This is a genomic window from Bradyrhizobium sp. S69 (assembly GCF_009766005.1).
GTDB lineage: Bacteria > Pseudomonadota > Alphaproteobacteria > Rhizobiales > Xanthobacteraceae > Bradyrhizobium.
This window is the reverse complement of record NZ_LMUK01000046.1, coordinates 265,334-290,583: the sequence shown is the minus strand read 5'-3', so window position 1 is coordinate 290,583 and position 25,250 is coordinate 265,334. Positions and strand designations below refer to the sequence as shown.

Here is a 25,250-nt window from a genome sequence, read left to right as displayed (position 1 = left end):
TCACACCACCGGCTTGACACCCGGCAACGCGGTGACGAGATCGCGAAACTTCGCGCCGCGGATTTCGAAGTTGCGGTACTGGTCGAACGAGGCGCAGGCCGGCGACAGCAGCACCACGGCGTCGGCAAGCCCAGAGGCCTCGGCGTCGCGGGCGGCGTTGGCGACGGCGACATCCAATGTCTCGCTGATCTCGTGCGGCACGCGGTCACGAAGCGTGCCGGAAAATTCCGGCGCGGCTTCGCCGATCAAATAGGCTTTTCGGATGCGCGGGAAATAATCGGCCAGACCCGTGATGCCGCCGAGTTTCGGCTTGCCACCGGCGATCCAGAAGATATCGGCGAACGACGACAGCGCATGCGCCGCGGCGTCGGCGTTGGTGCCCTTGGAGTCGTTGACGAACAGCACGTGGCCGAGGCGGCCGACCTGCTCCATGCGGTGCGCCAGCCCCGGAAAGCTGCGCAACGCGTTTTGCAGAACGTCAGCGGAAACGCCGAGCGCCAATGCGCAGGCGGCGGCACACGCCGCGTTCTGCGCGTTGTGCAGGCCGCGCAGCGAGCCGATGCCGCCGATCTTGGCGATCTCGCTGCGCGCGCCGCCGGCGGCGCGCAGGATGGTTTCGCGCTCGACATAAACGCCGTCGGCCAGCGGATTTTTCACCGATACCCGGATCACGCGCTTGCCGGCCTGATCGAGCCGGTCGGCGATGTTGCGGCACCAGCCGTCATCGACGCCGACGATCGAGCTGCCTTGCGGCTGCACGCCGGCCACCAGGCGCTCCTTGACGGCGGCATAATGTTCCAGCGTGCCGTGACGATCGATGTGGTCTTCGCTGATATTGAGGAGAATGCCGACCGACGGATCGAGCGAGGGCGCCAGATCAATCTGGTAGGACGACATCTCGATCACATGCACCCGCCCCATCCGCGCCGGCTGCAGCGACAGGATCGCGGTGCCGATATTGCCGCCCATCTGGGTATCGTAGCCGGCGACCTTCATCAGATGCGCGATCAATGCGGTGGTGGTGGATTTGCCGTTGGTGCCGGTGATGGCGACGAACGGCGCGTCGGGTGCATGATTGCGGCGCTCGCGGCAGAACAGCTCGATGTCGCCGATCACCTCGACGCCGGCCTGGCGCGCCATCAGCACGCTCCAGTGCGGCGCCGGATGCGTCAGCGGCGCGCCCGGCGTCAGGATCAGCGCGGCGAAGTTGGCCCAGGATACCCCGCGGAGGTCGGCGGTGATGAAGCCGGCCTGCGCCGCCTTGACGATGTTGTCGGCGTTGTCGTCGGCGGCGATCACCTCGGCGCCGCCGGCCTTCAGGGCGTGACAACTCGCGAGCCCCGAGCCGCCGAGGCCGAACACCGCGACGGTCTTTCCGGCGAATGAGGTGACGGGGATCATGAGCGCCGACCTTCCCCTCTCCCCTTGTGGGAGAGGGTGGATCGGCGACGCGAAGCGGCGGCGAGACGGGTGAGGGGTCGCGGCCTCTCGTTGTGCGGCGACCCCTCACCCGTCTCGCATCTGACGATGCGAGCCACCCTCTCCCACAAGGGGAGAGGGGAGGAAATATCGGCGCGTCGCGTCAACATTCTCTCACCGCAGCTTCAGCGTGGAGAGGCCGGCCAGGGCCAGCATCACGGAGATGATCCAGAACCGGATCACGATCTGCGGCTCGGTCCAGCCCTTCTGCTCGAAATGATGATGCAGCGGCGCCATCCGGAAGACGCGCTTTCCGGTCAGTTTGAACGAGGCGACCTGCACGATCACCGACACCGCTTCCAGCACGAACAAGCCGCCGATCACCGCCAGCACGATCTCGTGCTTTACCGCGACCGCGATCGAGCCGAGCATGCCGCCGAGCGCCAGGGAACCGGTATCGCCCATGAAGATGGAGGCCGGCGGCGCGTTGAACCACAGGAAGCCCAACCCCGCGCCCAGCACCGCGCCGCAGAGAACCGCGAGTTCGCCGGTGCCGGCGACGTAGTTGATTTGCAGATAGTCGGAGAATACCGCGTTGCCGGCGAGATAGGCGATCATGCCGAAGCTCGCGGCCGCGATCATCACGGGAACAATGGCAAGGCCGTCGAGTCCATCCGTGAGATTAACCGCATTGCCGGCGCCGACCATGATGAAGGCGCCGAACAGCACGAAGAACCAGCCGAGATTCAGCACGATGTCCTTGAAGAACGGAATCACCAAAGCGGTCGAGAACGGATCGCGCCCGAGCCGCACCAGCGCGTAGCATGCCGCCAACGCGATCACCGCTTCGATCGCCAGGCGAATCCGGCCAGCGAATCCACTGTGGGTCTGTTTGGTCACCTTCAGGTAGTCGTCGTAAAAACCGACGAAGCCGAAGCCGAGCGTCACCGCGAGCACGATCCAGACATAGGGGTTGAGCGGATTGGCCCACAACACCGTCGAGACCAATAGTCCCGACAGGATCATCAGGCCGCCCATGGTTGGCGTGCCCTTTTTGGCGAGGTGCGATTGCGGACCGTCGGTGCGGATCGGCTGGCCCTTGCCCTGTCGCACCCGCAAATGATCGATGATCCAGGGACCGAACATGAACACGAACAAGGCGCCGGTCACCATCGCCCCGCCGGTGCGGAAGGTGATGTAGCGAAAGACATTGAGGGCCGAGCGAAACATGCCCAGGCCGGGAACGGTGTTGGAAAGGTCGATCAGCCAGTAAAACATTCAAACCGCCCTATACCGCGGCTTCATCGAGCGCGGTCTTGCCGGGAAAGCGCTTTTCGAGCGCGTTCACGATCGTTTTCATCTTCGAGCCGAGCGATCCCTTGACCATGATCGCGTCGCCCGCCCGAATCGCGGCCACCGCCTGTGCCTCGAGGGCCGCCGCGCTCTCGGCATAGCCGCCCCGCTTGCCGGTGGAAAGGGCGTCCCACAGATTGCGCATCAACGGACCACAGCAATACACCAGATCGATGTGGTTGGCCCTGACCGCCTCGAGCAGGCCGCCATGCAGCGCGGCGCTGGTCGGGCCCAATTCGAGCATATCGCCGAGCAGCGCGATGCGCCGGCCGTGCGGGCCGACCGGGGCCTGGCCGAGCACGTTCAGCGCCGCCGCCATCGACGCCGGATTGGCGTTATAGCTTTCATCGATCAGGAGGGCCTCGCCGCCGGCAACTTCCAGCACGCGCCGGACGCCGCGGCCCGCCGCCGGCTCGACCTGCGACAGCGCCAGCGCGGCGAGCGCGAGATCGGCGCCGGCCAAGGCCGCTGCCGCCAGCACCGCCAGCGAGTTCATCGCCATGTGCCGGCCGGGCATGCCGAGCTTATAGGTCACGTCCTGCCCGAGAATATCGGCATGCACCGCGGAACAGGTCGCGTGCAGCGACACATCGAGCAGCCGCGCGTCGGATTTCTTGTGCGCGCCGAACGCGACGAGGCGCGAGACGCCGAGCTTCTTGGCGCGCCGCGACAGCCGGGCAAATTGCGAATTGTCGCGGTTGAGGATCGCGGTGCCGCCGGGCTCGAGTCCTGCGAAAATCTCCGCCTTGGCGTCGGCGATCGCCTCGATGCCGGCAAAGAACTCCAGATGCACCGGTTCGACGGTGGTGATGATCGCAATGTGCGGCCGCACCATCTTGACCAGCGGTTCGATTTCGCCGGCGTGATTCATCCCGATCTCGAAGATCGCAAACCGCACGCTGGCCGGACATCGCGCCAGCGATAGCGGCACACCCCAATGATTGTTGAACGATGCGGCCGAGGCGTGGGTCTCGCCTTGCGCGCCCAGCACGCGCCGCAGCGCCTCCTTGGTCGAGGTCTTGCCGACCGAACCGGTGACCGCGATCACTTGGCCGCCCAGACGCGCGCGCGCGGCGTGCGCGAGATCGACCAGACCGGCCAACACGTCGTCCACCACCAGAAGCGGCGCATCGGCGGCGAATTTGTCCCGCTGGGCGCGTTCGACCACGGCCAGCGCCGCCCCCGCCTTCAAGGCTGCGTCGACGAAATCATGCCCGTCATGGACGTCGCCCTTGATCGCGAAATAAGCCTCGCCCGGCGCGAGGGTGCGGCTGTCGATCGAAAGCCCCGATATCGCCTGCGGCAGCACGCCCTGAACCTCGGCGCGCATCGCCTCCGCCATCGCCGCTGAGGTCCATAACGAGATGCTCATGCAACCCTCGGCGCGAGTGCTGCGATCACCGCATCGTGATCGCTGAAAGGCAGCGTCTTGTCGCCGACGATCTGTCCGGTCTCATGGCCCTTGCCGGCAATCAAGAGCGCATCGCCCGGCTGAAGGCCGCCAATCGCGGTCCGGATCGCCTCGGCGCGGTCGCCGATTTCCCTGGCGCCGGTGGCGGTGGCCAGGATCGCGGCGCGGATGGCTTGCGGCGTTTCGCTGCGCGGATTGTCGTCGGTGACGATGACGCTGTCGGCATGTTCGGCCGCGATCGCGCCCATCAACGGACGCTTGCCGGCATCGCGGTCGCCGCCGGCGCCGAACACCACCACCAGGCGGCGTTTGGCATAGGGCCGCAGCGCCTGCAGCGCTTTCGCCAACGCATCAGGCTTGTGGGCGTAATCGACAAAGATCGCAGCGCCATTGTGCTCGCCGACCCGCTCGAGCCGGCCTTTGGCGCCCTCGAGATGTTCGAGGGCGGCGAACACCGCCTCAGGTTCGCTGCCGGTGCCGATCGCGAGACCCGCTGCGACCAGCGCGTTCTCGACCTGGAATTCGCCGACCAGCGGCAGCCGCAACGCGTGTTGGCGGCCGCGATGTTCGAGGTTAAGCTGTTGCGCGAGGCCATCGATCTCGGCAGCCAACAGACAAATCCCCTCGCCTGCGCCATCGCCGTTGCGACCGACGGTGATGATGCGCAGTTTGCGCGCGGCCGCCGCATCGATCACGGCTTGCGAGACATCATGATCGGCCGAGATCACCGCGGCGCCGTCGGCTGAGACCAGATCGCGAAACAGCCGCAGCTTGGCGGCGAGGTAATGCGCGATATCCGGATGATAATCCATGTGATCGCGCGACAGATTGGTAAAGCCGCCGGCGGCGATCCGCACGCCGTCGAGCCGGAACTGATCGAGGCCGTGCGAGGAGGCCTCGAACGCCAGATGCGTGACGCCATCCTGCGCGATCTCGTCGAGCTGGCGATGCAGCGCGATCGGATCCGGCGTCGTCAGCGATCCGTAGATGGTACGATCAGGCGAGACCAGCCCGATGGTGCCGATGCTGGCGGCGGCGTGACCGAGCGAGAGCCATATCTGTCGCGCGAAGGCTGCGACCGACGTCTTGCCGCTGGTGCCGGTGACGGCCGCGATGGTTGCGGGCTGCCGCGGATAAAATCGCGCGGCGGCCAGCGCCAGCGCGCGGCGCGGATTCGAGGTGGGGACGAACGGCACGGCGCCAGAATTCGACGGCGCCTGATCGCCCGCGATCGCGACCGCGCCTTGTGCGATCGCAGCATCGATGAAGCGCGCGCCGTCGGTCTTCGAGCCTGAGAGCGCGAAGAACAGATCGCCCGGCTTGACCACGCGGCTGTCGAACGCGAGGCCGCTGATTTCAATTGCACCCGCCTGCGGCTCGATCGTCACGTCGTCGCTGATGAGTTCGCGAAGTTTCATGATCGTCCGTTGCCGCGGCGCGCGGGCGGCTGCAAGGCTAAAACAATATACGCACGGCTTACTGGGTTGTTTTGGATGCCGCAAGAATAAGGCGGTCAGACGGCGGCAAATCGAACCGCGGCTCGATGCCCAAAAGCGGCGCAATGCGGGCGATCACGGCGCCACCGGTCGGCACCGCGTTCCAGCCCGAGGTGATGAAACCGTAGGTCTCCTTCAGCGACTGCGGCTCGTCCAGCATGATCAGGAGCTGGTATTTGGGGTTATCGGCCGGCAGGATCGCGGTGAAGGCGGTCAGCACTTTCTTCTTGGCGTAGCGGCCATTGATGACTTTTTCGGCGGTGCCGGTTTTGCCGCCGATATAATAGCCTTTGACATCGGCCTTGCGCGCGGTGCCGACCTCGGCGTTGAGGCGCATCAGGAAGCGCATCTTTTCAGAGGTCTCGGGCTTGATCACCTGCTTGGCGATCGCCCTCGCTTCCTGCTCGCTGCGCTTGAGGAAGGTCGGCGGAATCAGCAAGCCGCCATTGACCAGCGCATCGATGCCCATCACCGCCTGTAGCGGCGCCACAGCGATGCCGTGCCCGAAGGCGATGGTCACGGTGTTCAACTCGCCCCAGTGCTTCGGCACCAGCGGAGCTGCGCTTTCGGGCAGTTCGGTGCGCAGCCGGTCCATCTGTCCCATCTTGCGCAGGAACGCCTTGTGCGCCTCGACGCCCTGGCCGAGCGCGATGCGCGCCGCGCCGACATTGGAGGAGAAGGTGAAAACTTCTTTCATGCTGATGAAGCGGCCTTTCGGCTCGTCATCGTGGATCGTGAACTTGCCGTAGTGCAGCGGCCCGCGCGCATCCCACATCGAGTTGAGATCCTTGCCGGCATCGAGCGCCATCGCCAACGTGAAGGCCTTGAAGGTCGAGCCCAACTCGTAGACGCCGGTGGTCAGCCGGTTGATGCGATCGGGATCGTGCGCTTCTTTCGGGTTGTTGGGATCGAAATCCGGCAACGACACCATCGCCACGATCTCGCCGGTCCTGACATTGGAGACGAGGCCGGAGGCCGCCTTGGCGTGGAACTTTTCCTTGGCCTTGAGCAGTTCGTCACGCAGCGCGTGCTCGACGCGCAAATCGACCGACAATTCGACCGGCTGCTGCTGCCGGTCGGTGGCGAAGCCGGCGCGGTGCAGGTCGGCAAGGCCGTTGTTGTCGACCCACTTCTCCATCCCGGCGATACCCTGGTTGTCGATATTGACCAGGCCGATCACATGCGCGACTTCGGAGCCGGTGGGATAAACGCGCTTGTTCTCGCGCAGGAAGCCGATGCCGGGAATGCCGAGGCGGTGAATCTCCTGCTGCTGCGACGGGGTGATTTCGCGCTTCAGCCAGACAAAACCTTTTTTGCCTGACACCCGGTCGCGGACTTCGCCGGTGTCGAGATCCGGCAAGGTCGCGGTCAACAGTTCGATCGCCTCGTCCTTGTCGATGATGCGGCGCGGCTCGGCGAACAGGCTCGGCGCCTTGACGTCGGTGGCGAGCACCTCGCCGTTGCGATCGACGATGTCGGGCCGCGCGGTCGCGATCGCGTCCTGCGAGGCAGTGCGGCGGGTGCCATGGCTGTCGCCGATGGTGGCATACATCACGAGCCGGCCGCCGATGATGGCGTAGACCGCGGCGAACGCCAGGATCGCGAAGCCGACGCGGGCGCGCGCTTTCGCGGCGCGATCGACGTTGCGCCCGTAGAGCAGGCTGCGGATCAGCCGCTGCCGCCAAGGTTCGGTAGATTTTGGTTCGGCAGATTTTGGCTTGACGGGCACGAGCGCGCGGTCGGTCATTGCGCATCCTCCGGGTCGGATGCCGCGTCAGGCGTGGAAGCGGATGTGGCCGCAGGCGTCTGGTCAGGTGTTGTCACCGAACCGGTGGTGTCAGGCCCCGTCGACGCCGCATTGCTTGCCGCGGCGCTATTCGACGGCGCACCGGTGGCGGGCGCGCCGGCGGCCACCGCCTCGACGGCCGAGATCATCGAGCCGATCGGATCGGGATCGCCGGGCTGCACCAGACGCGCCGGCCGCTCGGGCAGGTTTTTCAGAGAATCATACTGCGTGGCGACGACCGGCTTTAGCGGCAGATGCCGTTCGACCAGGCCCTGCAGCCGCAGCGGCGCATCGAGCCGCGTCCATTCGGCGCGCAGCGCTGCGATGGCGTCACGTTGCTCGCGAATATCCGCGTGCAGCCGCAATACCCGCTCGGTGCGCACGGTGGATTCCATCTTGATCCGGTAAACATAGGCCGCCGCGAACACCAGGATGCCGATCACGAGAAGGTGGAGGATCCGCATGCTCAGCCTCCCCTCAGGACGTCGGCAAGCTGCGGCCAGGCCGGCAATGCGGCGGCGGCGTGCGCCGGTGCTTCGGTGCGTTCGGCGCCGCGCAGTTTTGCCGAGCGTGCGCGCGGATTGGCTGCGACCTCTGCATCGCCGGGCGTGACGGGGCGCTTGGTCAACACATGAAAGCTCGGCGCGGCCTGCGCCAGTTCGGGCAGATGCCGCGATCCGCCACCGGCTTTGCCGCGCTCGACCAGGAAGTTCTTGACGATGCGGTCTTCGAGCGAATGGAACGAGACCACCGCAAGGCGCCCGCCGGGTTTCAGCATGCGCTCGGCCGCGGCCAGCGCCAGATGCAGTTCGTCGAGTTCTTCGTTGACGAAGATCCGCAACGCCTGAAACGTTCGTGTCGCCGGATGAATTTCGTTCGGCTTCGAGCGCACCACCTTGGAGACGATATCGGCCAGCGCTCGTGTCGTCGTGATCGGCGCTTCCTTGCGCGCGGCGACGATGGCGCGGGCGACGGCGCGGGAATGACGCTCTTCGCCGAAGATATAGATGACGTTGGCGAGATCGGCCTCGGACGCCTTGGCGACGACATCGGCCGCGGTCGGCCCGTCATGCCCCATCCGCATGTCGAGCGGGCCGCCGAGACGGAACGAGAAGCCGCGCTCGGCCTGGTCGAGTTGCATCGAGGACACCCCGACATCCATCACGACGCCGTCGACCGCCAAGACGCCTTGGGCCGCACACACCTCAGTCAGATTGGAAAACCGGTCCTCGACCAGGGTCAGCCGGCCGGCCGAGCCGTCCACGAGGTCGAAGCCGCCCGATATCGCGGTGCGATCGCGGTCGATGCCGATCACATGGGTGCCGGGAACCGCCAGAATCATCCGGCTGTAGCCGCCGGCGCCGAAGGTCGCGTCGACATAGATGCCGCCGTCGCGGGGCGACAGCAGTTCCACCGCCTCGACGCCGAGAACCGGGATATGTCGACTGGTCGAGGCGCTCATGCCGTAATCCAGCCGGTAATCCAGCCCTTGGCCGCACGCGCGGCCGGTATCTGGAGCCAGAGATGGGACGCCAACCGGTCCATTGCGCCTCGAATATCTCCGTTTGCGTGATCTTCCCGCATCGAGAAGTCTTGCCCGATCGAGAAGCCTTCTCCCGTCGGGAAACCCTGCCGGCGCGAAGGGCGGTCGCGAGGCCGAGTTTCGACTTCCGCCTGCCCCGCCGCGCAAACCCTGGTTTCCGCATGGAATGTGATGGGCTGCCATGGCATTCGAGCTGGGATTTCGGGCGTCAGACAGGTCTCGGCCGTCCCAAAAGCCGGTTCGGCACTTCACCACTTAGTAACGGCAGTTAGCGTTAAGAAAGCGTTGACGGTGGCGTGCCGGATTGCAGCGACTTTTAGGGGGTATTATCCGCCAAACAGCGGCCGGAAAGGCGGTGATGCGTCCCGCACACACTCGGCCAAAATGCGCATTGGCCGGCCATCGGCGCATTGCGCGGACGACATCGTAAAGGAATAGTAAACGACTTAGTCGTGAAATCTGTCCGCTGCCGTTCCGTTGCCGTTCTCTTGCCCGGTTTGAGTGGTCCTATGCCGATTGGTTCGTTCGCGTCTGCCGGAGCTGATTCGAAGCGTCAACGTGCCCTCCCGATTCCCAGGGCCAACGCGAATATGAAGACATTCACTCCCGATTCCTCGATCGCTTCCGACGTCATCCCCTCGGCCAATTACGGCGACCGCAACAAGGGCCGGCTGCCCGACATGATCGTGCTGCACTACACCGGCATGCCCGATGTGGAAGGCGCGATCGCCCAGCTCTGCAGCGCCGGCACCGACGTTTCCGCGCATTACATCGTGCTGGAAGACGGCCGCATCGTGCAGTGCGTGCCGGAAGCCAAGCGCGCCTGGCATGCCGGCGTGTCGTTGTGGGCCGGCGAGGACGACCTCAATTCCTGCTCGATCGGCGTCGAGATCATCAATCGCGGCCATGACTGGGGCTATCCGGACTTTCCGCTGCGCCAGATCGCCGCGGTGATCGCATTGTGCCGCGGCATCATGCTCCGCCGCAAGGTGCCGACCCACCGCGTGCTGGCGCATTCCGATATCGCGCCCGCGCGCAAGAAGGACCCCGGCGAGAAATTCCCGTGGCATTCGCTGGCCAATTCCGGCGTCGGCCATTGGGTGCAGCCGGCGCCGATCGTGCGCGGCGAAACCCTGAAGCTCGGCACCATCAGCCAGGAAGTCGAGAGCCTGCAGCAGGCGCTCGCCCGCTACGGCTACGCCGTGCCGGTCTCGGGCAAATATGACGGCGCCACCATGGAGGTGGTCACCGCGTTCCAGCGCCACTTCCGCCCCGCCCGCGTCGATGGCGTCGCCGATCATTCGACCCTGGTGACGCTGCAAGCGTTGCTCGGCAGCCTGCCCGCCGACGCCAAGCTCGCGGCGGGGTAGAGACGTTATTTTAGCGCGAGCGGTGCGCTTCCCTTCTCCCCTTGTGGGAGAAGGTGGCGCGGACGAAGTCCGTGCCGGATGAGGGGTTGCCACACGCACGACCCCTCATCCGTCTCGAACTCGCTGCGCTCATTCGAGCCACCTTCTCCCACAAGGGGAGAAGGGACGACAGCCCGCTGCGCATTACGTTTTCAAATCTGCCGCACCTTCCATCTCCGCCAGCCTTCGCGCATAGAGCCTTCGCAGCGGCTCCAGTTGCGTCGCGGCGGTGGCTTCGCGGTAGGCTTCGCGCGCATCCTGATGGCGGCCGAGCCGGCGCAGCAGATCGGCGCGGACCGCGGGCAGCAATTCGTAGCCGTCGAGCCCGCCGCGCGCGGCCAGCGCATCGACCAGCGCCAGCGCGCGCGCCGGACCGTCCACCATCGAAACCACGGCGGCATGGTTGAGCTCGACCACCGGCGACGGGCTGATGCGCAGCAGCACTTCATAGAGGCCCGCGATCTGCGGCCAGTCGGTGTCGCGATAGCTCGGCGCCCGCGCATGCAACGCCGCGATCGCCGCCTGCACCGCGTAGGATTCCGGACGCCCCGGGATCGACAGCGCGTCTTCGACCAGCCGCAGGCCTTCGGCGATCTGGGCATGATCCCACAGCGCGCGGTCCTGTTCTTCCAGCAGCACGATATCGCCGCCGGCGGTGGCGCGCCCGGCACGCCGCGCATCGTGCAGCAGCATCAAGGCCAACAATCCCCTGATCTCGCCGCGCCGCGGCATCAGCGCATCGAGCAGGCGGCCGAGCCGGATCGCTTCGCGCGCCAGATCCGGGCGCATCAAATCCTCGCCCGAGGTCGCGGCATAGCCCTCGGTGAACACGAGGTAGATCACCGCGAGCACCCCGCGCAGCCGCGGTGCTAGCGCGTCGCGATCCGGCACCTCATAGGGAATGCCGGCCAGTCTTATTTTTTGCTTGGCGCGGACCAGCCGCTGCGCCATCGCTTCTTCGGAGGCGAGAAAGGCGCGCGCGACCTGCGCGGTGGTCAGCCCGCACACCGTGCGCAAGGTCAGCGCGACCTGAACCTCAGCGGCAAACGCCGGATGGCAGCAGATGAAGATCAGCCGCAGCATGTCGTCATCGAGCGCCGGGTCCGGCGCTTCATCGGCGCAAGGACCGTCGACTGCCGCGTTGAGTTCGAGTTCATGCGCGAGTTGTTGCTGCTTGCCGCGAAACGCGATGTGCCGGCGCACCCGGTCGATCGCCTTGTTGCGCCCGACACTGACCAGCCACGCCCGCGGATTGGCCGGCGCCGCCATCGCGGGCCAGCGCTCCAGCGCCGTGGCAAACGCATCCTGCAAGGCTTCCTCGGCGCGATCGAAATCGCCGAGCAGCCGGATCAGCGTCGCCAGCGCCCGGCCCGCTTCGTCGCGAAAGATGTGTTCGATCTCGGTGGGGGTCATCGCACCAAGCTCAATGGTCGTCCTTCCGGGGTCACGCCAACGCGCGCCCCGGAACGACATTCAACCATCAATCATAGACCATCACCGGCCTGACCTCGACCGAACCCGTCCTGGCGCCGGGAATGCGCGCGCCGATCGCCAACGCCGTGTCGAGATCCTTGGCCTCGACCAGATAGTATCCGGCGAGCTGCTCGCGGGTTTCCGCGAACGGACCATCCGTGGTCAAGGTCTTGCCGTCGCGAACCCGCACCGTGGTCGCGGTCGAGGTCGGCTGCAGTCCATCGCCGGCCTTGAAATGGCCGCTCTGGATGATGCCTTGCGTGAACGCGCCGTATTCCGCGGTCACGTTCTTGCGCCCCGCCGCGTCCAATTTTCCGAACTCGGCTTCGTTCTGGTAGATCATCAGCAAATACTGCATCACATGCGCTCCCTTTTGATCGGCGTGTCTCGCCGACACCCAGTCGAACCGGCCAACCGCAAAACGACATCTTCAGGATAATTTATTTTTAGCCCCGGCGGCGGGTTGTTATCGGCTTGACGTGGCCGCCCTCAACCCTCATGCCTTGGCCGTCAGTCGGCCGGACGGCCGCTCCCGCTAGGGCCGAAAGGCTGCGGGGGAGGAAAGTCCGGGCTCCATCGACATACGGTGCCGGATAACACCCGGCGGGGGCGACCCCAGGGACAGTGCCACAGAGAACGAACCGCTTCCCCCCACCCTACCCTCCCCCGCTTGCGGGAGAGGGATAAAGGGAGGGGGCAGTAAGGGTGAAAAGGTGCGGTAAGAGCGCACCGCGGGTCCGGCAACGGAAACGGCATGGCAAACCACACCGGGAGCAAAACCGAATAGGGACGGCAACGCGGGCTGTTCGCGCAAGCGAAAACACCGCAGGGCTATGTCAGGCTCGCCGTCCGGGTAGGTTGCTCGAGGCCATGTGCGAACATGGTCCCAGAGGAATGGCCGTCACGTATCGTCTCGCGCAAGCGGGCCGGTGCCCTACAAAACCCGGCTTACAGGCCGGCTGATGCTTCTGAATGAGGGGTTCGGCGTAACGCGCCGGACCCCTCGCCAGTTGTGGGCAGGGCTTCCGCAGGAACCTATCTGCGAATGAAGCTCGCGACCGTCGCGCTGGCAATCGCACACAGCGAGACGATGAGAAATACCACTGACGTGTTGCCGCCGGTGTCCATGAAATGGCCGATGGTCGGTTCACCCAAGCCGGCGAACAGATACGCGAAGAAGTTCATGATGCCGGTGGCGGTGCCGGCGCGCTTGTGTCCCACCAGATCGGGGCACAACGCCCAGAACGATGACTGCGGGCCATAAACGAAGAACCCGCACAGAAACAGAACCGCCAATCCCTGATACACGGCCGTGGTGGGAATGGTGTACATATAAAGTGCTGTGATCGCAGCCAGCACCATGTAGAGCACGATCGCGGACGAGCGGCGTGAATTGAAGAGCTTGTCCGAAACCCATCCGTTGGAAAAAGCCCCGAACGCCATGCCGACCGGCAGCGCAATGCTGATCCAGCGGGGGTCGATCGCGGCGGCATCGGCCTTGGTCCAGTTCGCACCAAGAAAGTGCACGGGCACCCACACCAGAAGTCCATACCTCGCGGCATTCTGAAATCCGATCGCAAGACCCGCGACCAACAGCCGCCAGTTCGACAGAACCGCCTTGTACCTGGCGAGTGAACCTTCCGAATCCGCGACTGTCGGCGCCGTCGCGTCGTCGACCGCATCGTCATGCGGCGATGCGAAACCCATATCTTCGGGCTTCTCGCGCGCGATCAGATAAAACGCGATGCCACCGATCAACAGAAGCAGCACGGGAAGCCTGAAGATCCAGCGCCAATCGAGATGGAAGTAACCGACAACGATCAGCGACGTCGCGAACGAGAGCACCGAGGCGAGCCCTGCTGCGAACGTGTACATACCGTACACCGTGCCGCGCTCATGACGTCCCCACCAGTTGGACAACAGGCGGCTGCCCGGCGCCCAACCCATCGCCTGAAAATATCCGTTGATGCCCCAGAACACCGACAGGCTGACAATGCCGGTCGAGAGGCTTGTCGCCCAGTTCATGATGAATGACAGAATAGCGCCGGCGCTCATCACGCGACGACCGCCGAATTTGTCACCAAGATTGCCGTTGATGGCCTGACCGATGGCGTAACACCACAAAAGCGCGGCGCTGGCCCAACCCAGCGCCTCCTTGCTCACGCCAAATTCGGCCTGGATTCCGGGGATCGCAAAGCCGAAGGTTTGCCGCCCGGTGTAAAAGAACAGATAACAAAACATCGCGGCGAACAGCATGCGCCACTGCGCGCGCCGAAAGCTCGTCGCCAATTCCGGATTTGTCGTGCCGGCGGAGCCTATGCTCGCGCCGATACTTGCTGGACTTTCCATCACGGTCATTCTGCTGATCCTCCCTGTTTGACGTCGGATGCCGGCCGGCCTTTCTGTGAAGCCGATCTCGACGGATGCGATTGATGGGTGCGACTGCCCTCGCCGGGGTTGCCTAGGGGGTCCAGGGTAGCGAGTAGGTTTTCACGTTCGTGAAACTCTTCATCGCTTCCTGCACGCCCTCCTTGTATCCAAGCCCGGAATCCTTGATCCCGCCGAACGGCGACATCTCGATACGGTATCCGGGGACTTCCCAAACGTTCACGGTGCCGACATCGAGTTCGTTGACAAAACGCGTGATGTAATCGAGACGGTTGGTGCAGACGCCCGACGAGAGACCGAACGCGGTCGAGTTTGAAATCCTGATGACGCTTTCGATGTCGTTGGGCACCCGGATGATCGGTATCACCGGGCCGAACGTTTCCTGCATCACCAGCTCGGATGTGTAGGGGACATGGTCGACGACCGTGGGCGGATAAAGCGCCCCGTTGCGATCGTTGCCGTGGAGCAGATGGGCGCCGTCTTTCACGGCCTGGTTGACCCGGCGCTCGAACTCCTTTGCCGCGCCTTCATGAATCACCGTCCCGACATCCACCGACGGATCCATCGGGTCGCCGCACTTCAATTTCCTGGCTTTCTTGAGCACCAGTTCGGCGAACGCGTCGGCGACGGCTTCCACGCACAGGATGCGTTTGACGGCGGTGCAGCGCTGGCCGGAATTCTTGGTGGCGCCCAGCACGGCGAGCTCCGAGGCTTTCTCGAGGTCGGCATCTTCCATCACGATCAACGGATCGTTGCCGCCAAGCTCGAGCACCAGGCGCTTGTAGCCGGCATGCGCGGCGATGTGCTTGCCGACGCGGACCGAACCGGTGAAGGTGATCAGATCGGCATCCGGATCGGTGATCATGGCATCCCCCATCGAATGGGGATTGCCGGTGACGATCGAAAGCATTTCCGGCGGCAATCCGGCTTCATACAGTACGTCGGCCAGCGCCAAAGCGGTCATTGGCGTCAGTTCGGTCGGCTTCAACACGATCCGGTTGTTGGTGGCGATCGCGGGCGCAATCTTGTGGCTCACCATGTTCAGCGGATGATTGAACGGCGTGATCGCCGAGATGGTCCCCAGCAATGGCGTGCGCATAGTGAATATCTTGCGCGACTTGCCCTGCGGGCTGATGTCGCACGAGAACACCTCGCTGTCGTCCTTGATGGTCAACTGGCCGGCAAACGAATACACGTCGTAAGCGCGACCGGCTTCGTAGAGCGAATCCTTCCAGCACAGGCCGGATTCCGCGGTAATCAGCCGCGCGAATTGCTCCTTGCGGCTCGCCAGAATGTCGGCCGTCCTGAGCAGGATCTGCTGACGCTCATAGCGTGTCAGTTTGGATTTGAAGGCCTTGGCCTTTGCGAAAGCGTCCCGCACATGCTCGGGGCGCGCAGCCGGTACCGTGCCTATCACCTTGTTGGTGTAGGGATTGACGACGTTCACACGCTCTTCGGTGTCGACGCGCACGCCGGCGATACGCATCTGTTCGTGACGGACGGCTTGAGCCTGAATGTTCATGAAACGCTCCTGTCGGACTGGCGCCGGATCACTGAATACGGTTGAGGGCCACGTCGAAGACGTCGAAGTTCCGCAACACGTGACCGGGCGGAATGACGATCTTGCCGTTCGCGATCAGCGGAACGCGTTCTTCGGTAATTCCGCCATGCGACCTCAGCGGCTCCGTCAGCCCCGACAGATCGTGACGGTCGCGGCTGGTTCCCAGCACCTTGTGCCGCGACGAAATAACGACGATGTCGCCGACGCGGTCTGTGGGCAGCTCAAACCGCTCGCAGGCGGCTTTGCGGGTCATCGCCAGCTCGATGCCGGGAGTGCTCTTCAGTCTGGCGATCAACGTCTCGATGTCGTGTCCGGCCGGCGTATAGATCGTCGCAAACGAACCCAGCGACCCATGGTGCGCCACGTAGGGATCGGTGATCGGCAAAATCACCCGCGCCTGTCCTTTGCCGATCCACTCGTCGAACAGATCCTGCAAAAACAGCACATCGGGCTGACCGCCGGGAACGAACTTGTCGTTCATCCCATGATCGGCGGTAGCGACGATGTTGCAACCCAGCGCGTCCAGCTGCGCCAGATAGCCATCGATCATTCCGTAGAAGCTGTTGGCGATCTTGGTTCCCGGGCCAACTTTGTGCTGGATGTAATCTGTCGTCGACAGGTACATCAGGTCCGGCCGATGGCGCTCGACCAGCTTGACGCCGGCGGCGAACACGAACTCCGATAGGTCGGCGGAGTAGACTTCCGGCAGCGGCAAACCGACGAAATCGAGCAGGTTGTCGATCCCGTTGTCCTTCATCGTGGCCTGGTCGGCTTTCTCCGCCGAAAACGCAAAGGCGCGGCCGGTGCCGTAGTCCAGCCCGTGCGACAGCAGGGTACGCAGCTTGTCCTTGGCGGTGACCGCCGCGACCTTGAATCCCGCGTCATGAACGCCCGAGAGAATTGTCGGCGCGCGCAGGAATTTCGGATCGTTCATCATCACCTCGACGCCATTGGCGGCGTCGTAGAAATAATTTCCAGCGATGCCGTGCACCGATGGCGGCCGGCCGGTGATGATCGACAGATTGTTCGGATTGGTAAAACTCGGGATCACGCTGTTGGCGTGAACGTGCGCGCCGTCCTTCATAAACCGCGCAAAGGTCGGCGCGACGCCGGCTTCGATGGCCTGCTCGATATAGCCGGGCTCGGATCCATCGAGGCAGATAACGACGGTCGGCCGCACCGGCGGATTGTAATTGCGGCCGTTGACGACGATGGGCTTGCCATTGGTTTTCATGATCGTTCTCCTTCAAGCCGCGATGGCGCGAAACATCGCGCGACCGGACACATTGTGCTGGTTCAAGCTATTCGGGCCCTGGGCAGGCGCACGATCTGCGACGCTTCGATCAAACGGTCTCCCGAACCGAGAAAATTCCGTCCGCGCTCGCCCTGCAGCGAATCCTCGATCAGAAGCCGCCATTCCCTGCGATCGATCTTGTAGGCCGCCGGATTGCTGGATATTCCGAGCAGCCCGAGAAAATCCTCCAGATCGTCGGCGCCACGAGCCAGATCGGAGCCGAAGATTTGCTTCAGGCTGTCTTCACAGATGCCCCCGACGCCGTGGACGCTGCGCAGCACCATTGGCAACGAAAACGAACATGCGATCCCGTGCTGCACGCCATGCCGCAGCGTGATCGGGTAGGACAAGGAATGAGCGATCGCGGTCTTGGTGTTCGAGAATGCGAGGCCCGCGAACAAGGCGGCCATCGCCATCCGCTCGCGGAGTTCGATATTGCCGAGATCCTTCACCAGCTTCGGAAGGACATCGAGGACGCCGCGCGCGGCGAAAACGGCGTGATTGGCGGACACCGGATTATTATTGACGTTCCACAGGCTCTCCAGCGCATGCGACAGCGCATCCAGGCCGGTGCTGATGGTCAGCAACAGCGGCTTGCCCAGCATCAGGCGCGGGTCGACGACCGCGTGCGTCGGATAGAGATTTGGCCGGGCCAGCGAATATTTCTTGCCGTTGGCCTCGTCCCAGACCGTGCCCCAGCAGGTAACTTCACTGCCGGTACCCGCCGTCGTGGGAACGGCGATGATGGGGATTGCCGAGAGTTGTTCGGCGCCCTTCTGGCTTTCCAGGAACGTCTTGATCTTTCCGAAGTCGCCGCCGGCCGCCGCGAACACTTTCGCGGAGTCGATCACGGAGCCGCCGCCGAGAGCGACGATCACTTCAGGCTGCCGCGCCAGTTCGGCGAAGCGGCCGGTTTGTTCGGCCAGCAATCGATAGTCGGGATTGGGCGCCACATCGCTGATAACAAGAGCAGGCGCGCCCGCGGTGTTTTTCAATCGGCTCGCAAGCGCGTCAAAGAACGGCTCGCCGTAGGTCACCAGCGCATATCGCCGGTTTCCGATCAGTTCAGCCAGTTTGGCGAAACTGTCGACGCCGAATTCGATCTGAACCGGATTTCCGTATTTCCACACCATCGCGCTTCTCCCTTTCAAGCGATGGTGCGGCCGCGGGCAACTATTGACAAATTCATATTTTCAAAAGTAACTATTGATTATGTCAATAGTATTCAGCCGCATTCGCGCCTTCCACGCCGTTGCCGCGCACGGCGGCTTTACGGCTGCGGCGCGTGTGTTGAACGTCGGCCAGCCGACGCTGACCGTTCAGGTCAAGGAACTCGAGGAAAGCTATGGGGTCGAACTTCTGATCCGCAAATCGAGAATGGTCGCGCTGACGGAGACCGGTGCGGCGCTATTCGAAATTACACGCGGCATCATGACGTTCTGCGATGAGGCCCACGAGCTTTTGGCCGCGCACGGCCAGTCGACAATCGGACAACTGCGCCTCGCAACCGTCGGTCCGTTTCACGCGACGGAGATCCTGGCCGCATTCAACCGCGACCATCCGGGCGTACAAATCTCGACGCTACTCGGAAATTCCGAACGCACGCTGCGCCACATCATCGACTTCGAAGCCGAGGTCGCGATCCTCGCTGAGGTTCCGGATGACCCGCGCGTGATCATGATCCCCTATCGGACGCATCGCGTGGTCGTCTTCGTCAACGGCGATCACCCCTGGTTCAATCGAAAATCGGTAAAACTGCAGGAGCTTGCGGATCAGCGGTTCGTCCTGCGCGAGCGCGGTTCAACGACGCGCCGTGCGTTTGAGGCGGCGATGCAGGACGCAGGACTGAAGATCAACCCGGTCTTCGAAATCGAAAGCCGCGAGGGGGTTTGGAAGGCCGTGGAGCGCGGACTCGGCATCAGCGTGGTAGCCGATTTCGAATTCGTCCCGCACCCGAATTTGCGCACGCTGGAAATCCAGGGCCGCGCCATCAGAACACAATACAGCGTCGCCTATCACAGGGACCGCGCCCACTCTCCGATCATCAAAGCCTTTCTCGATACCGTCAGTGAAATGAAGGCCGGTTTTGCCAAGGCGCCCGTGAAGCGACAACGGGCGTAACCCGACGCTCGCCATGACGATCAACACGATTTTCGCCATTTAAACGACCGGCCGCGCCGGCACCCGTCAATTCCTGGAGACGCGCGGCGCTGCTATCTCGCCGAGCGCGTAGTTCAATCCGATCAGGCCGCCGAAAACGGTGGCGTGATCCTGGCCGAGTTGCGCGGTACAGGAGGCCAGTCCGCTCCAGGCCGACGTCAACGTCAGCTGCGTGCCGACGGTCGCGGTGGCCCAGTCCCGCCCCAGCACCACCGCGGGCAGCGAATAGCTGGGTGCGGCGATGGTGGTCAGCGACGCCGTCACCATCCGATCGAGCGGATCGAACTCGTGATCCCACGCCATCTGCATGAACGGGTGCCAGCGCTCCCAATCGAGCCTCGCCTGGTAGCCGAGCACACCGACCTCGGAATTGCGGACCTGGCTGCCGAACGCGAGACTGGTGAAGCTGCCACTCTCGGTAAAGCCGCCGATTCGGGCTTGCTGCAGGATCAAGCCGGCGACCGGGCCGAGCGTCGCGGCGCCAGCGTGGAAATCGTAACCGAATTCCCAGGCGAGCGAGAGGTCATCGCCATTGGTCGATCCGGTGTTGACCTGCGTGGTGATGCCGATCGGAACCGTGCGGTTGGTGTCGTAGCCGAGCCAGGCGGCGGTGCCGGTGAGATCGCCCCACCAATTGGCGTTGCGATACGCCGTGTAGAGGCTGAGCGCGACGCTGTCCTGCTTGTAGCCGCCGCCGAGCGAAAAAGTCGGATTGACATAGCCCGCCGTCAACGCAGCGCCGGCGAGCCAGCCGTTGCGCCATTTGTAGTCGACCCCGAGGCTGCCCGAGAGCGGAAATCCGGGATCGCCGGGAAATCCCGCGGAGCTGTTGTCCAGCTTGAGGTACGAAAGCCCGCCATTGACCCAGACGTTCCAGCCGGACTGGCGCAGGCGCTGCGCGAGATCGATCTGCTGCTGGATGCCGGTGATGGTCTGGAAGGTGGTCTGGATCGCGGTCTCCGCGAGATACGATATCTCGCTCGGCGCGACCAAGAGGTTGTAAAAATAGTCGGCCTCGATCTGCTGGCCGGCTTCGGTGAGATGGGCGCCATCCATGAACAAATACGTCTGCGTCGCATCGGCCGATTGCAGATAGCCATGCGTCGTGCTCGGCGTCGTCGATGGCGCGCAGGTAACGCCGTAGCCGGACGTTAGCCCGGAACCGATGGCCGGCAGGCAGGCATAGGCGCCGGGGCCGGTGGCGTGCGGATCATGGGTGATGCCGAACGCGGCAGGGTCGCGCTCCACCGCGGCAAAGGCCGAGACGGTGTCGGCCGGAATGAATCTGACGCCGGCGGCGGCGAGGCCGCTCCAGGTCGCGGACTGGATGGTCTTTTCATAGGCCGAAATGGCCGGATTGTCGGAAGGGCCCGGATAATAATTGCTGATGATGATGGTGCGCGCGCCGGCGGCCTGGAGGCCAGCCACGCTAGTGCTCAGGGCTTGCGCCTCGCCGAGCAAATAGGCGATCGCGGCGGAAGAATTCGGACCGAATGTCGACAGCGCCGCGGCGCTGTCGTTGGCGCCGCTGGTCAAAAGATAGATCGCGTTGGGATCGGCGCGGCCGTTCACCGACGCCAGGTAATTGCCGATCTGGGTCGCGGTACCCGGGAGCAGCGGGTTGGGATATTGATTGCCGGTCGACGTGTGCGGGACGTAGCCGGGCGGCACCAGATAATCGACCGCGTTGCCGATGGCGAAATTCGTGCCGCCCGGTGTGCTTGCGGAATTTACCGGAAGGCCGAAGAAGCCGGCCAGGATTTGCGCGTTGCCGAGCCCCGGACCGGTCGGGTGGGCGTTTCCGCCGGCCGCCAGCGAAGCTGCGATCGACGCATCGACGCTGGCAACGCCGGTCGAATGCGGGCCGCTGCTCGCACCATTGTACCAGCCGGTGTCGACGGTGCTGTCGCCAAAGCCGATCACCTGATTGAAGTTCTGCGCCGCGGCCAACTGCGTCGCGCACAACAGCGCCGAACCGGCCAAACAGGCCTGCTTCAAATTCATCACGCCCCCGCACGCTGACAAAGCCTGGCGGCTACTCCCCACCATCAGGCTATATCAGGCAAGGACGGCGGACCATGCGAAACCAGCACCATTTGCCGGAAAAACGCAGGCGGAGCTTGCGCGGAATTCGGCCGGCAGCAGGCACGCATGACAACTCAGCGCTCTCCCGCGACGATCTTTTCCAACAACCCCATCAACGCTTCCGGCGCGGTGACGTTGGGCGAATGGCTGGCGTCGATCTCGTGATATCTCCAGCCCGGCTCGGTTTTCGCACGCGCCGCGAACGGGCCGAAGGTGTCGGCGGGCGTGATGCGGGTGGCGTAGATATAGCTGCGCGGCATCGTCGGTTCGCGCCCAAGCTTGAGCCGTTGCTCAAAGCATTTGATCGGCATATCGACGCGGCGCTCGGTGAGCCATGCGAGATCGTCCGGCGGCGTATCCGGCGGGGTCGGATTGGGCGGCACGCGCCAGCCGTCGCCGGATGTTGCGCGATCCCGCATCGACTGCCGCGCCGGTTCATTGAGATCGAGCAGCGATTGGCCATTGCGCGGCACGAAGGCGTCGAGATAAATCAATTGCTCGATGCGATCGCCGGCGCGATCAGCGACCCCGGTCGCAACCATCCCGCCATAGCTGTGGCCGAGCAGCACGATGTCGTGCAAATCCTCATATCGGATGACGTTCAGCACATCGGCGATGTGGGTTTCGAGATCGATCGACGGGTTGGCCAGATGCGCCCGCTCGCCGAGACCCGTGTAGGTCGGCGTCAGCAGGCGATGCCCGGCCGCGCCCATCAAGGGATGCATCTTTTTCCAGGCCCAGCCGGCCGACCAGGCGCCGTGGCAGACCAGGAATATCTTCGCGGAGGGCTGCGGCATCGGGCGCTTCCATGAGGTTGTTGTTGATGATGTTGACGACGATAGTATCGGGCCGTCGCGTCGTGTAAACCTCGCCTGCAACACAGTCGTCATTCCGGGGCGCGCTCTTGCGCGAGCCCGGAATCCATACTCCCCGTGGCGAGTTTGATACCAAACTCCAATACGGGGGTTATGGATTCCGGGCTCGTCCTTCGGACGCCCCGGAATGACGAGAGGAAAAAAATTGGACACCCTCACCTACGCCCTTCTGTTCTTTGGCGCGCTCGCCGGCGGTTTTGTCTCAGGTCTGGCCGGTTTTGGCACCGCGCTGATGGCGCTGGGGATCTGGCTCTACGTGTTGCCGCCCTCGCTCGCGGTACCGCTGGTGCTGATCTGCTCGGTGGTGGCGCAAACCGCGACGCTGCCCTCGATGTGGCGCAGTTTCGATTTCAGGCTGATCTGGCCGTTCATCGTCGGCGGCCTGCTCGGCGTTCCCGTCGGGACGCTGCTGATCGCACACGCCGATCCGCATATGTTCAAATTAACTTTCGGCGCGCTGCTGCTGGTGTTTTCGGTCGTGCTGTATCTCCAGCCGGCGTCGATGGCGCTGCGCATCGGCGGCAGACCGGCGGACGCCGCGATCGGGTTTGCCGGCGGTGTGCTTGGCGCCTTCGCCGGCCTGTCGGGGCCTATTCCGATCCTGTGGGCCACCGTACGTGGCTGGAGCAAGGAGGAACGGCGCGGCATCTTCCAGGTCTTCAACTGGACCATCCTGCTGACCGCGTTGTGCGTGCAGGTCGGCGCCGGCCTGGTCAAACAGGAAGTGATCTGGCTCGCCGTGGTGGCTTTCCCGGGAACGCTGCTGGGCACATGGCTGGGAACGCGGGTCTATCACGCGCTGAACGACCGGAATTTCCGCGATGTGGTGCTCGTCCTGTTGTTTTTCTCCGGCGTCACGCTGGTATGGAGCAGCATCGGACATTAGCACCAGCACGCTGATGCCTGCATCACGCACAAGCGCGAACTCGAAAACGACAAGGGCTGCATAGCCGCCATGCGAGGCCGCGCCCAAGCTGTACCTGCGCGCGTGAAGGGGTTAGTTCTCCCGTCATGTCTTCCCCTTCATTATCGCATCCATCTTCCGCCGCATGGTCGCGTGAACGGCTCGGTCTTTTGCTGGGTTTTATCGGCATGGCGATCTTCGGCGGCACGCTGCCGGCGACGCGGATCGCGGTATCGGCGATCGACCCGATCGCGCTGACCGCGGCGCGCACCGCGATTGCCGGGCTGTGTTCGCTGGCGCTGTTGATCGTGCTGCGCCGGCCGCCGCCGCCACGCCGGCTGTGGTTTCCGCTGGCGGTCGCAATGCTGTGCATCAGCGTGATGTTCCCCTTGCTGATGGCGCTGGCGGTGCAGACCGTCGATGCCTCGCATGGCGGCGTGGTGCTCGGAATCCTTCCGATCGCGACCGCGTTCGTCGCAGTCCTCATCACCCACGAACGGCCGAAGCCGCTGTTCTGGATCGCATCGATCGTCGGCGCCGCGCTGGTGATTGGCTTTGCGCTGCGGCAGGGTGGCGGCACGCTCTCGGCCGGCGATCTGCTGCTGCTCGGAGCGGTCGCGGTATCGGCGATCGGCTATGCGCTGTCCGGGCGGCTCACCGCCGACATGCCGGGATGGGAAGTGATCAGCTGGGTGCTGGTGATGGCGCTGCCGATCTCGCTGCCCGCGGCGGTGTTCACCCTGCCGGCGGATCTTGCCGAGATCCCGCTGAAGCCGTGGCTGGCGCTGCTCTATGTCGCGCTGTTCTCGCAATGGATCGGATTCTTCGCCTGGAACGCCGGCATGGCGATCGGCGGCATCGCGCGGGTGTCGCAGGTGCAATTGCTGCAACCTTTCATCACATTCGCGCTGGCCGCCTTGTTCAATGGCGAGACCATCACCCCGCAGATCGTGCTGTTCGCCTCGGCCGTGGTCGCCACCGTCGCGATCTCGAGCCGCACCCGGCGGCGCGATGCACCGATCGCGCCCGATTAGGAGCGCTGAGCGGATATCTACGGCCAAATCGGGCCGGGAACCTGCTCGGGAAGCCAGCGGAAGCCGCTAAAAGCGGCTCGATCGAGCGGCGCCGTCACCCGGCGATAAAAAACAAGTCCGGTTGCGCGCCAAAGTCTTGCCAGCGAGACCCCGGAAATCGGATATTATCGAACTGTTATTCGGGGAAACACGATGCGGGCTCATATTGTTGCCGTCGGCCTGGTGCTTGCGGTCATCGGAACTGCCAGCGGCACGGTCATCGACGCGGGAAAGGATGCGCAGAAAGCCTGCCGAGCGCTTGTCGACGGCACGTTTCACAGTGACGATGACGCGCGGTCTGCCGGCGCCTGCGAGGGGATGATCGAAACCGCGATGGTCTTTGCGCCCAATATGCCGGCCGAGGTGCGTGGATGCCCGCCGCAGCAAGGCAGCGTGCTGGAAAGCGCCAAGGTGCTGTTGCGGTACCTCGACAATAATCCGGGTCGGCTCGAGGACGCCGGGATTACCGTTGCGCTCGAAGCACTCCGAGATGCCTGGCCGTGCGACGACGCCGAGGCGGCAGGCGGAGGCGCGCCCAAAGCAAAAAAACGCGTGCCGAAAAAACCAAAAGCGCCGCCACAACAACCGCAGCCGCAACAACAATAAGCCCAAGGCCTATCTGGCCATCGCCTGTTCGCGCAGTGCCGGATTGCCGGCGATCAACTCGGCCCGGGTGCTTTCGGATTTGATCGCGCGAACCAATATCCGCGCGGTTTTCATGTGATCCACCGTCACACAAAGCCCGATGATCTGGCCGACCGAGACGTCACGCATCGGATCGTCGGAGATTTTCATCGCGATTTCGAGAGCGCGCTTGATCGCGGCCTGGTAACGCTCGGTCTCGGCCGCCTTGTTTTTCCCGGCATCGCGCCCGCCGGCCGCCGTCATCTTTTCAGCGATGGTTTCAGCGCTGGCGCAAATCTCGCGGATCCTGTGGGCGGCTTCGATATCGCCAAGGGGCTGGACGTCCGCGACCTCCCAGGCATCCGGCTGCCGCGTCTTCTGAAACCAGCGCATCGC

The 25,250-nt window shown here is 64.1% G+C and carries 21 protein-coding genes and 1 other RNA gene; 6 read left to right on the top strand and 16 right to left on the bottom strand.

The genetic code is table 11. The features are described 5' to 3' along the window. From murD to rsmH, 7 genes are all read right to left on the bottom strand, one after another. Nucleotides 1-1,401, bottom strand: a complete 1,401-nt coding sequence (gene murD, locus GSQ88_RS26115) for a UDP-N-acetylmuramoyl-L-alanine--D-glutamate ligase (protein ID WP_159010644.1) — start codon at nt 1,399-1,401, stop codon at nt 1-3. Nucleotides 1,402-1,593: 192 nt separating this feature from the next. Further along, a complete protein-coding gene (gene mraY, locus GSQ88_RS26110) occupies nt 1,594-2,697 on the bottom strand; it encodes a phospho-N-acetylmuramoyl-pentapeptide-transferase (protein WP_159010643.1) in 1,104 nt (367 codons plus the stop codon). Between the two features lie 10 nt (nt 2,698-2,707). Next, the gene (locus GSQ88_RS26105; RefSeq protein WP_159010642.1) at nt 2,708-4,144 is read right to left on the bottom strand and encodes a UDP-N-acetylmuramoylalanyl-D-glutamyl-2,6-diaminopimelate--D-alanyl-D-alanine ligase; all 1,437 of its coding nucleotides are present in this window, start codon (nt 4,142-4,144) and stop codon (nt 2,708-2,710) included. Next, the gene (locus GSQ88_RS26100; protein WP_159010641.1) at nt 4,141-5,601 is read right to left on the bottom strand and encodes a UDP-N-acetylmuramoyl-L-alanyl-D-glutamate--2,6-diaminopimelate ligase; all 1,461 of its coding nucleotides are present in this window, start codon (nt 5,599-5,601) and stop codon (nt 4,141-4,143) included. The genes GSQ88_RS26105 and GSQ88_RS26100 overlap by 4 nt, the downstream gene beginning before the upstream one ends. A gap of 58 nt (nt 5,602-5,659) precedes the next feature. Then, nucleotides 5,660-7,426 carry a peptidoglycan D,D-transpeptidase FtsI family protein gene (locus GSQ88_RS26095; RefSeq protein ID WP_159010640.1) on the bottom strand — a complete coding sequence of 589 codons (1,767 nt, stop codon included), beginning with the start codon at nt 7,424-7,426 and terminating at the stop codon, nt 5,660-5,662. Further along, on the bottom strand, nt 7,423-7,929 hold the full coding sequence (gene ftsL, locus GSQ88_RS26090) for a cell division protein FtsL (protein ID WP_159010639.1): 507 nt from the start codon (nt 7,927-7,929) through the stop codon (nt 7,423-7,425). The genes GSQ88_RS26095 and ftsL overlap by 4 nt, the downstream gene beginning before the upstream one ends. A gap of 2 nt (nt 7,930-7,931) precedes the next feature. Further along, a complete protein-coding gene (gene rsmH, locus GSQ88_RS26085; protein WP_159010638.1) occupies nt 7,932-8,927 on the bottom strand; it encodes a 16S rRNA (cytosine(1402)-N(4))-methyltransferase RsmH in 996 nt (331 codons plus the stop codon). A 671-nt stretch (nt 8,928-9,598) separates the two neighbouring features. On the opposite strand from rsmH, the gene GSQ88_RS26080 reads away from it, so the two are divergent. Beyond that, nucleotides 9,599-10,378 carry an N-acetylmuramoyl-L-alanine amidase gene (locus tag GSQ88_RS26080; RefSeq protein ID WP_159010637.1) on the top strand — a complete coding sequence of 260 codons (780 nt, stop codon included), beginning with the start codon at nt 9,599-9,601 and terminating at the stop codon, nt 10,376-10,378. Between the two features lie 183 nt (nt 10,379-10,561). On the opposite strand, the gene GSQ88_RS26075 is transcribed toward GSQ88_RS26080, so the two are convergent. Together GSQ88_RS26075 and GSQ88_RS26070 are read right to left on the bottom strand one after the other, a co-directional pair. Beyond that, the gene (locus GSQ88_RS26075; protein ID WP_159010636.1) at nt 10,562-11,830 is read right to left on the bottom strand and encodes an RNA polymerase sigma factor; all 1,269 of its coding nucleotides are present in this window, start codon (nt 11,828-11,830) and stop codon (nt 10,562-10,564) included. Nucleotides 11,831-11,897: 67 nt separating this feature from the next. Then, on the bottom strand, nt 11,898-12,248 hold the full coding sequence (locus GSQ88_RS26070) for a YciI family protein (RefSeq protein WP_159010635.1): 351 nt from the start codon (nt 12,246-12,248) through the stop codon (nt 11,898-11,900). Nucleotides 12,249-12,400: 152 nt separating this feature from the next. Between GSQ88_RS26070 and rnpB the strand changes: the two genes are divergently transcribed. Further along, nucleotides 12,401-12,857, top strand: an RNA gene (rnpB, locus tag GSQ88_RS26065) — RNase P RNA component class A. A 68-nt stretch (nt 12,858-12,925) separates the two neighbouring features. Here rnpB and GSQ88_RS26060 read toward each other — a convergent pair. From GSQ88_RS26060 to psrA, 4 genes are all read right to left on the bottom strand, one after another. Further along, on the bottom strand, nt 12,926-14,248 hold the full coding sequence (locus tag GSQ88_RS26060) for an MFS transporter (protein ID WP_159010634.1): 1,323 nt from the start codon (nt 14,246-14,248) through the stop codon (nt 12,926-12,928). Between the two features lie 103 nt (nt 14,249-14,351). Then, nucleotides 14,352-15,800, bottom strand: a complete 1,449-nt coding sequence (phnY, locus tag GSQ88_RS26055; RefSeq protein WP_159010633.1) for a phosphonoacetaldehyde dehydrogenase — start codon at nt 15,798-15,800, stop codon at nt 14,352-14,354. Between the two features lie 28 nt (nt 15,801-15,828). Then, nucleotides 15,829-17,073 (bottom strand): phosphonoacetate hydrolase, encoded by a 1,245-nt coding sequence (phnA, locus tag GSQ88_RS26050; RefSeq protein ID WP_159010632.1) that lies wholly within the window; start codon nt 17,071-17,073, stop codon nt 15,829-15,831. Between the two features lie 62 nt (nt 17,074-17,135). Further along, complete coding sequence (gene psrA / locus GSQ88_RS26045; protein ID WP_159010631.1) at nt 17,136-18,266, bottom strand: iron-containing alcohol dehydrogenase PsrA; 1,131 nt, start codon at nt 18,264-18,266, stop codon at nt 17,136-17,138. A 79-nt stretch (nt 18,267-18,345) separates the two neighbouring features. Between psrA and GSQ88_RS26040 the strand changes: the two genes are divergently transcribed. Beyond that, nucleotides 18,346-19,254, top strand: a complete 909-nt coding sequence (locus GSQ88_RS26040) for a LysR substrate-binding domain-containing protein (protein WP_159010630.1) — start codon at nt 18,346-18,348, stop codon at nt 19,252-19,254. 66 nt (nt 19,255-19,320) lie between these two features. On the opposite strand, the gene GSQ88_RS26035 is transcribed toward GSQ88_RS26040, so the two are convergent. Further along, complete coding sequence (locus tag GSQ88_RS26035; RefSeq protein ID WP_159010629.1) at nt 19,321-21,297, bottom strand: autotransporter outer membrane beta-barrel domain-containing protein; 1,977 nt, start codon at nt 21,295-21,297, stop codon at nt 19,321-19,323. A gap of 155 nt (nt 21,298-21,452) precedes the next feature. Next, complete coding sequence (locus GSQ88_RS26030) at nt 21,453-22,175, bottom strand: alpha/beta fold hydrolase (protein WP_159010628.1); 723 nt, start codon at nt 22,173-22,175, stop codon at nt 21,453-21,455. A 223-nt stretch (nt 22,176-22,398) separates the two neighbouring features. Between GSQ88_RS26030 and GSQ88_RS26025 the strand changes: the two genes are divergently transcribed. From GSQ88_RS26025 to GSQ88_RS26015, 3 genes are all read left to right on the top strand, one after another. Beyond that, the gene (locus GSQ88_RS26025; RefSeq protein WP_159010627.1) at nt 22,399-23,139 is read left to right on the top strand and encodes a sulfite exporter TauE/SafE family protein; all 741 of its coding nucleotides are present in this window, start codon (nt 22,399-22,401) and stop codon (nt 23,137-23,139) included. A 125-nt stretch (nt 23,140-23,264) separates the two neighbouring features. Then, nucleotides 23,265-24,191, top strand: coding sequence for a DMT family transporter (locus GSQ88_RS26020; RefSeq protein WP_159010626.1), 927 nt, complete (start codon nt 23,265-23,267; stop codon nt 24,189-24,191). Nucleotides 24,192-24,383: 192 nt separating this feature from the next. Then, entirely contained in the window at nt 24,384-24,836 is a 453-nt protein-coding gene (locus tag GSQ88_RS26015; protein WP_159010625.1) for a Rap1a/Tai family immunity protein, read from the top strand. 9 nt (nt 24,837-24,845) lie between these two features. Here GSQ88_RS26015 and GSQ88_RS26010 read toward each other — a convergent pair whose 3' ends face one another. After that, complete coding sequence (locus GSQ88_RS26010) at nt 24,846-25,247, bottom strand: hypothetical protein (RefSeq protein WP_210253896.1); 402 nt, start codon at nt 25,245-25,247, stop codon at nt 24,846-24,848. Nucleotides 25,248-25,250: the final 3 nt, after the last annotated feature.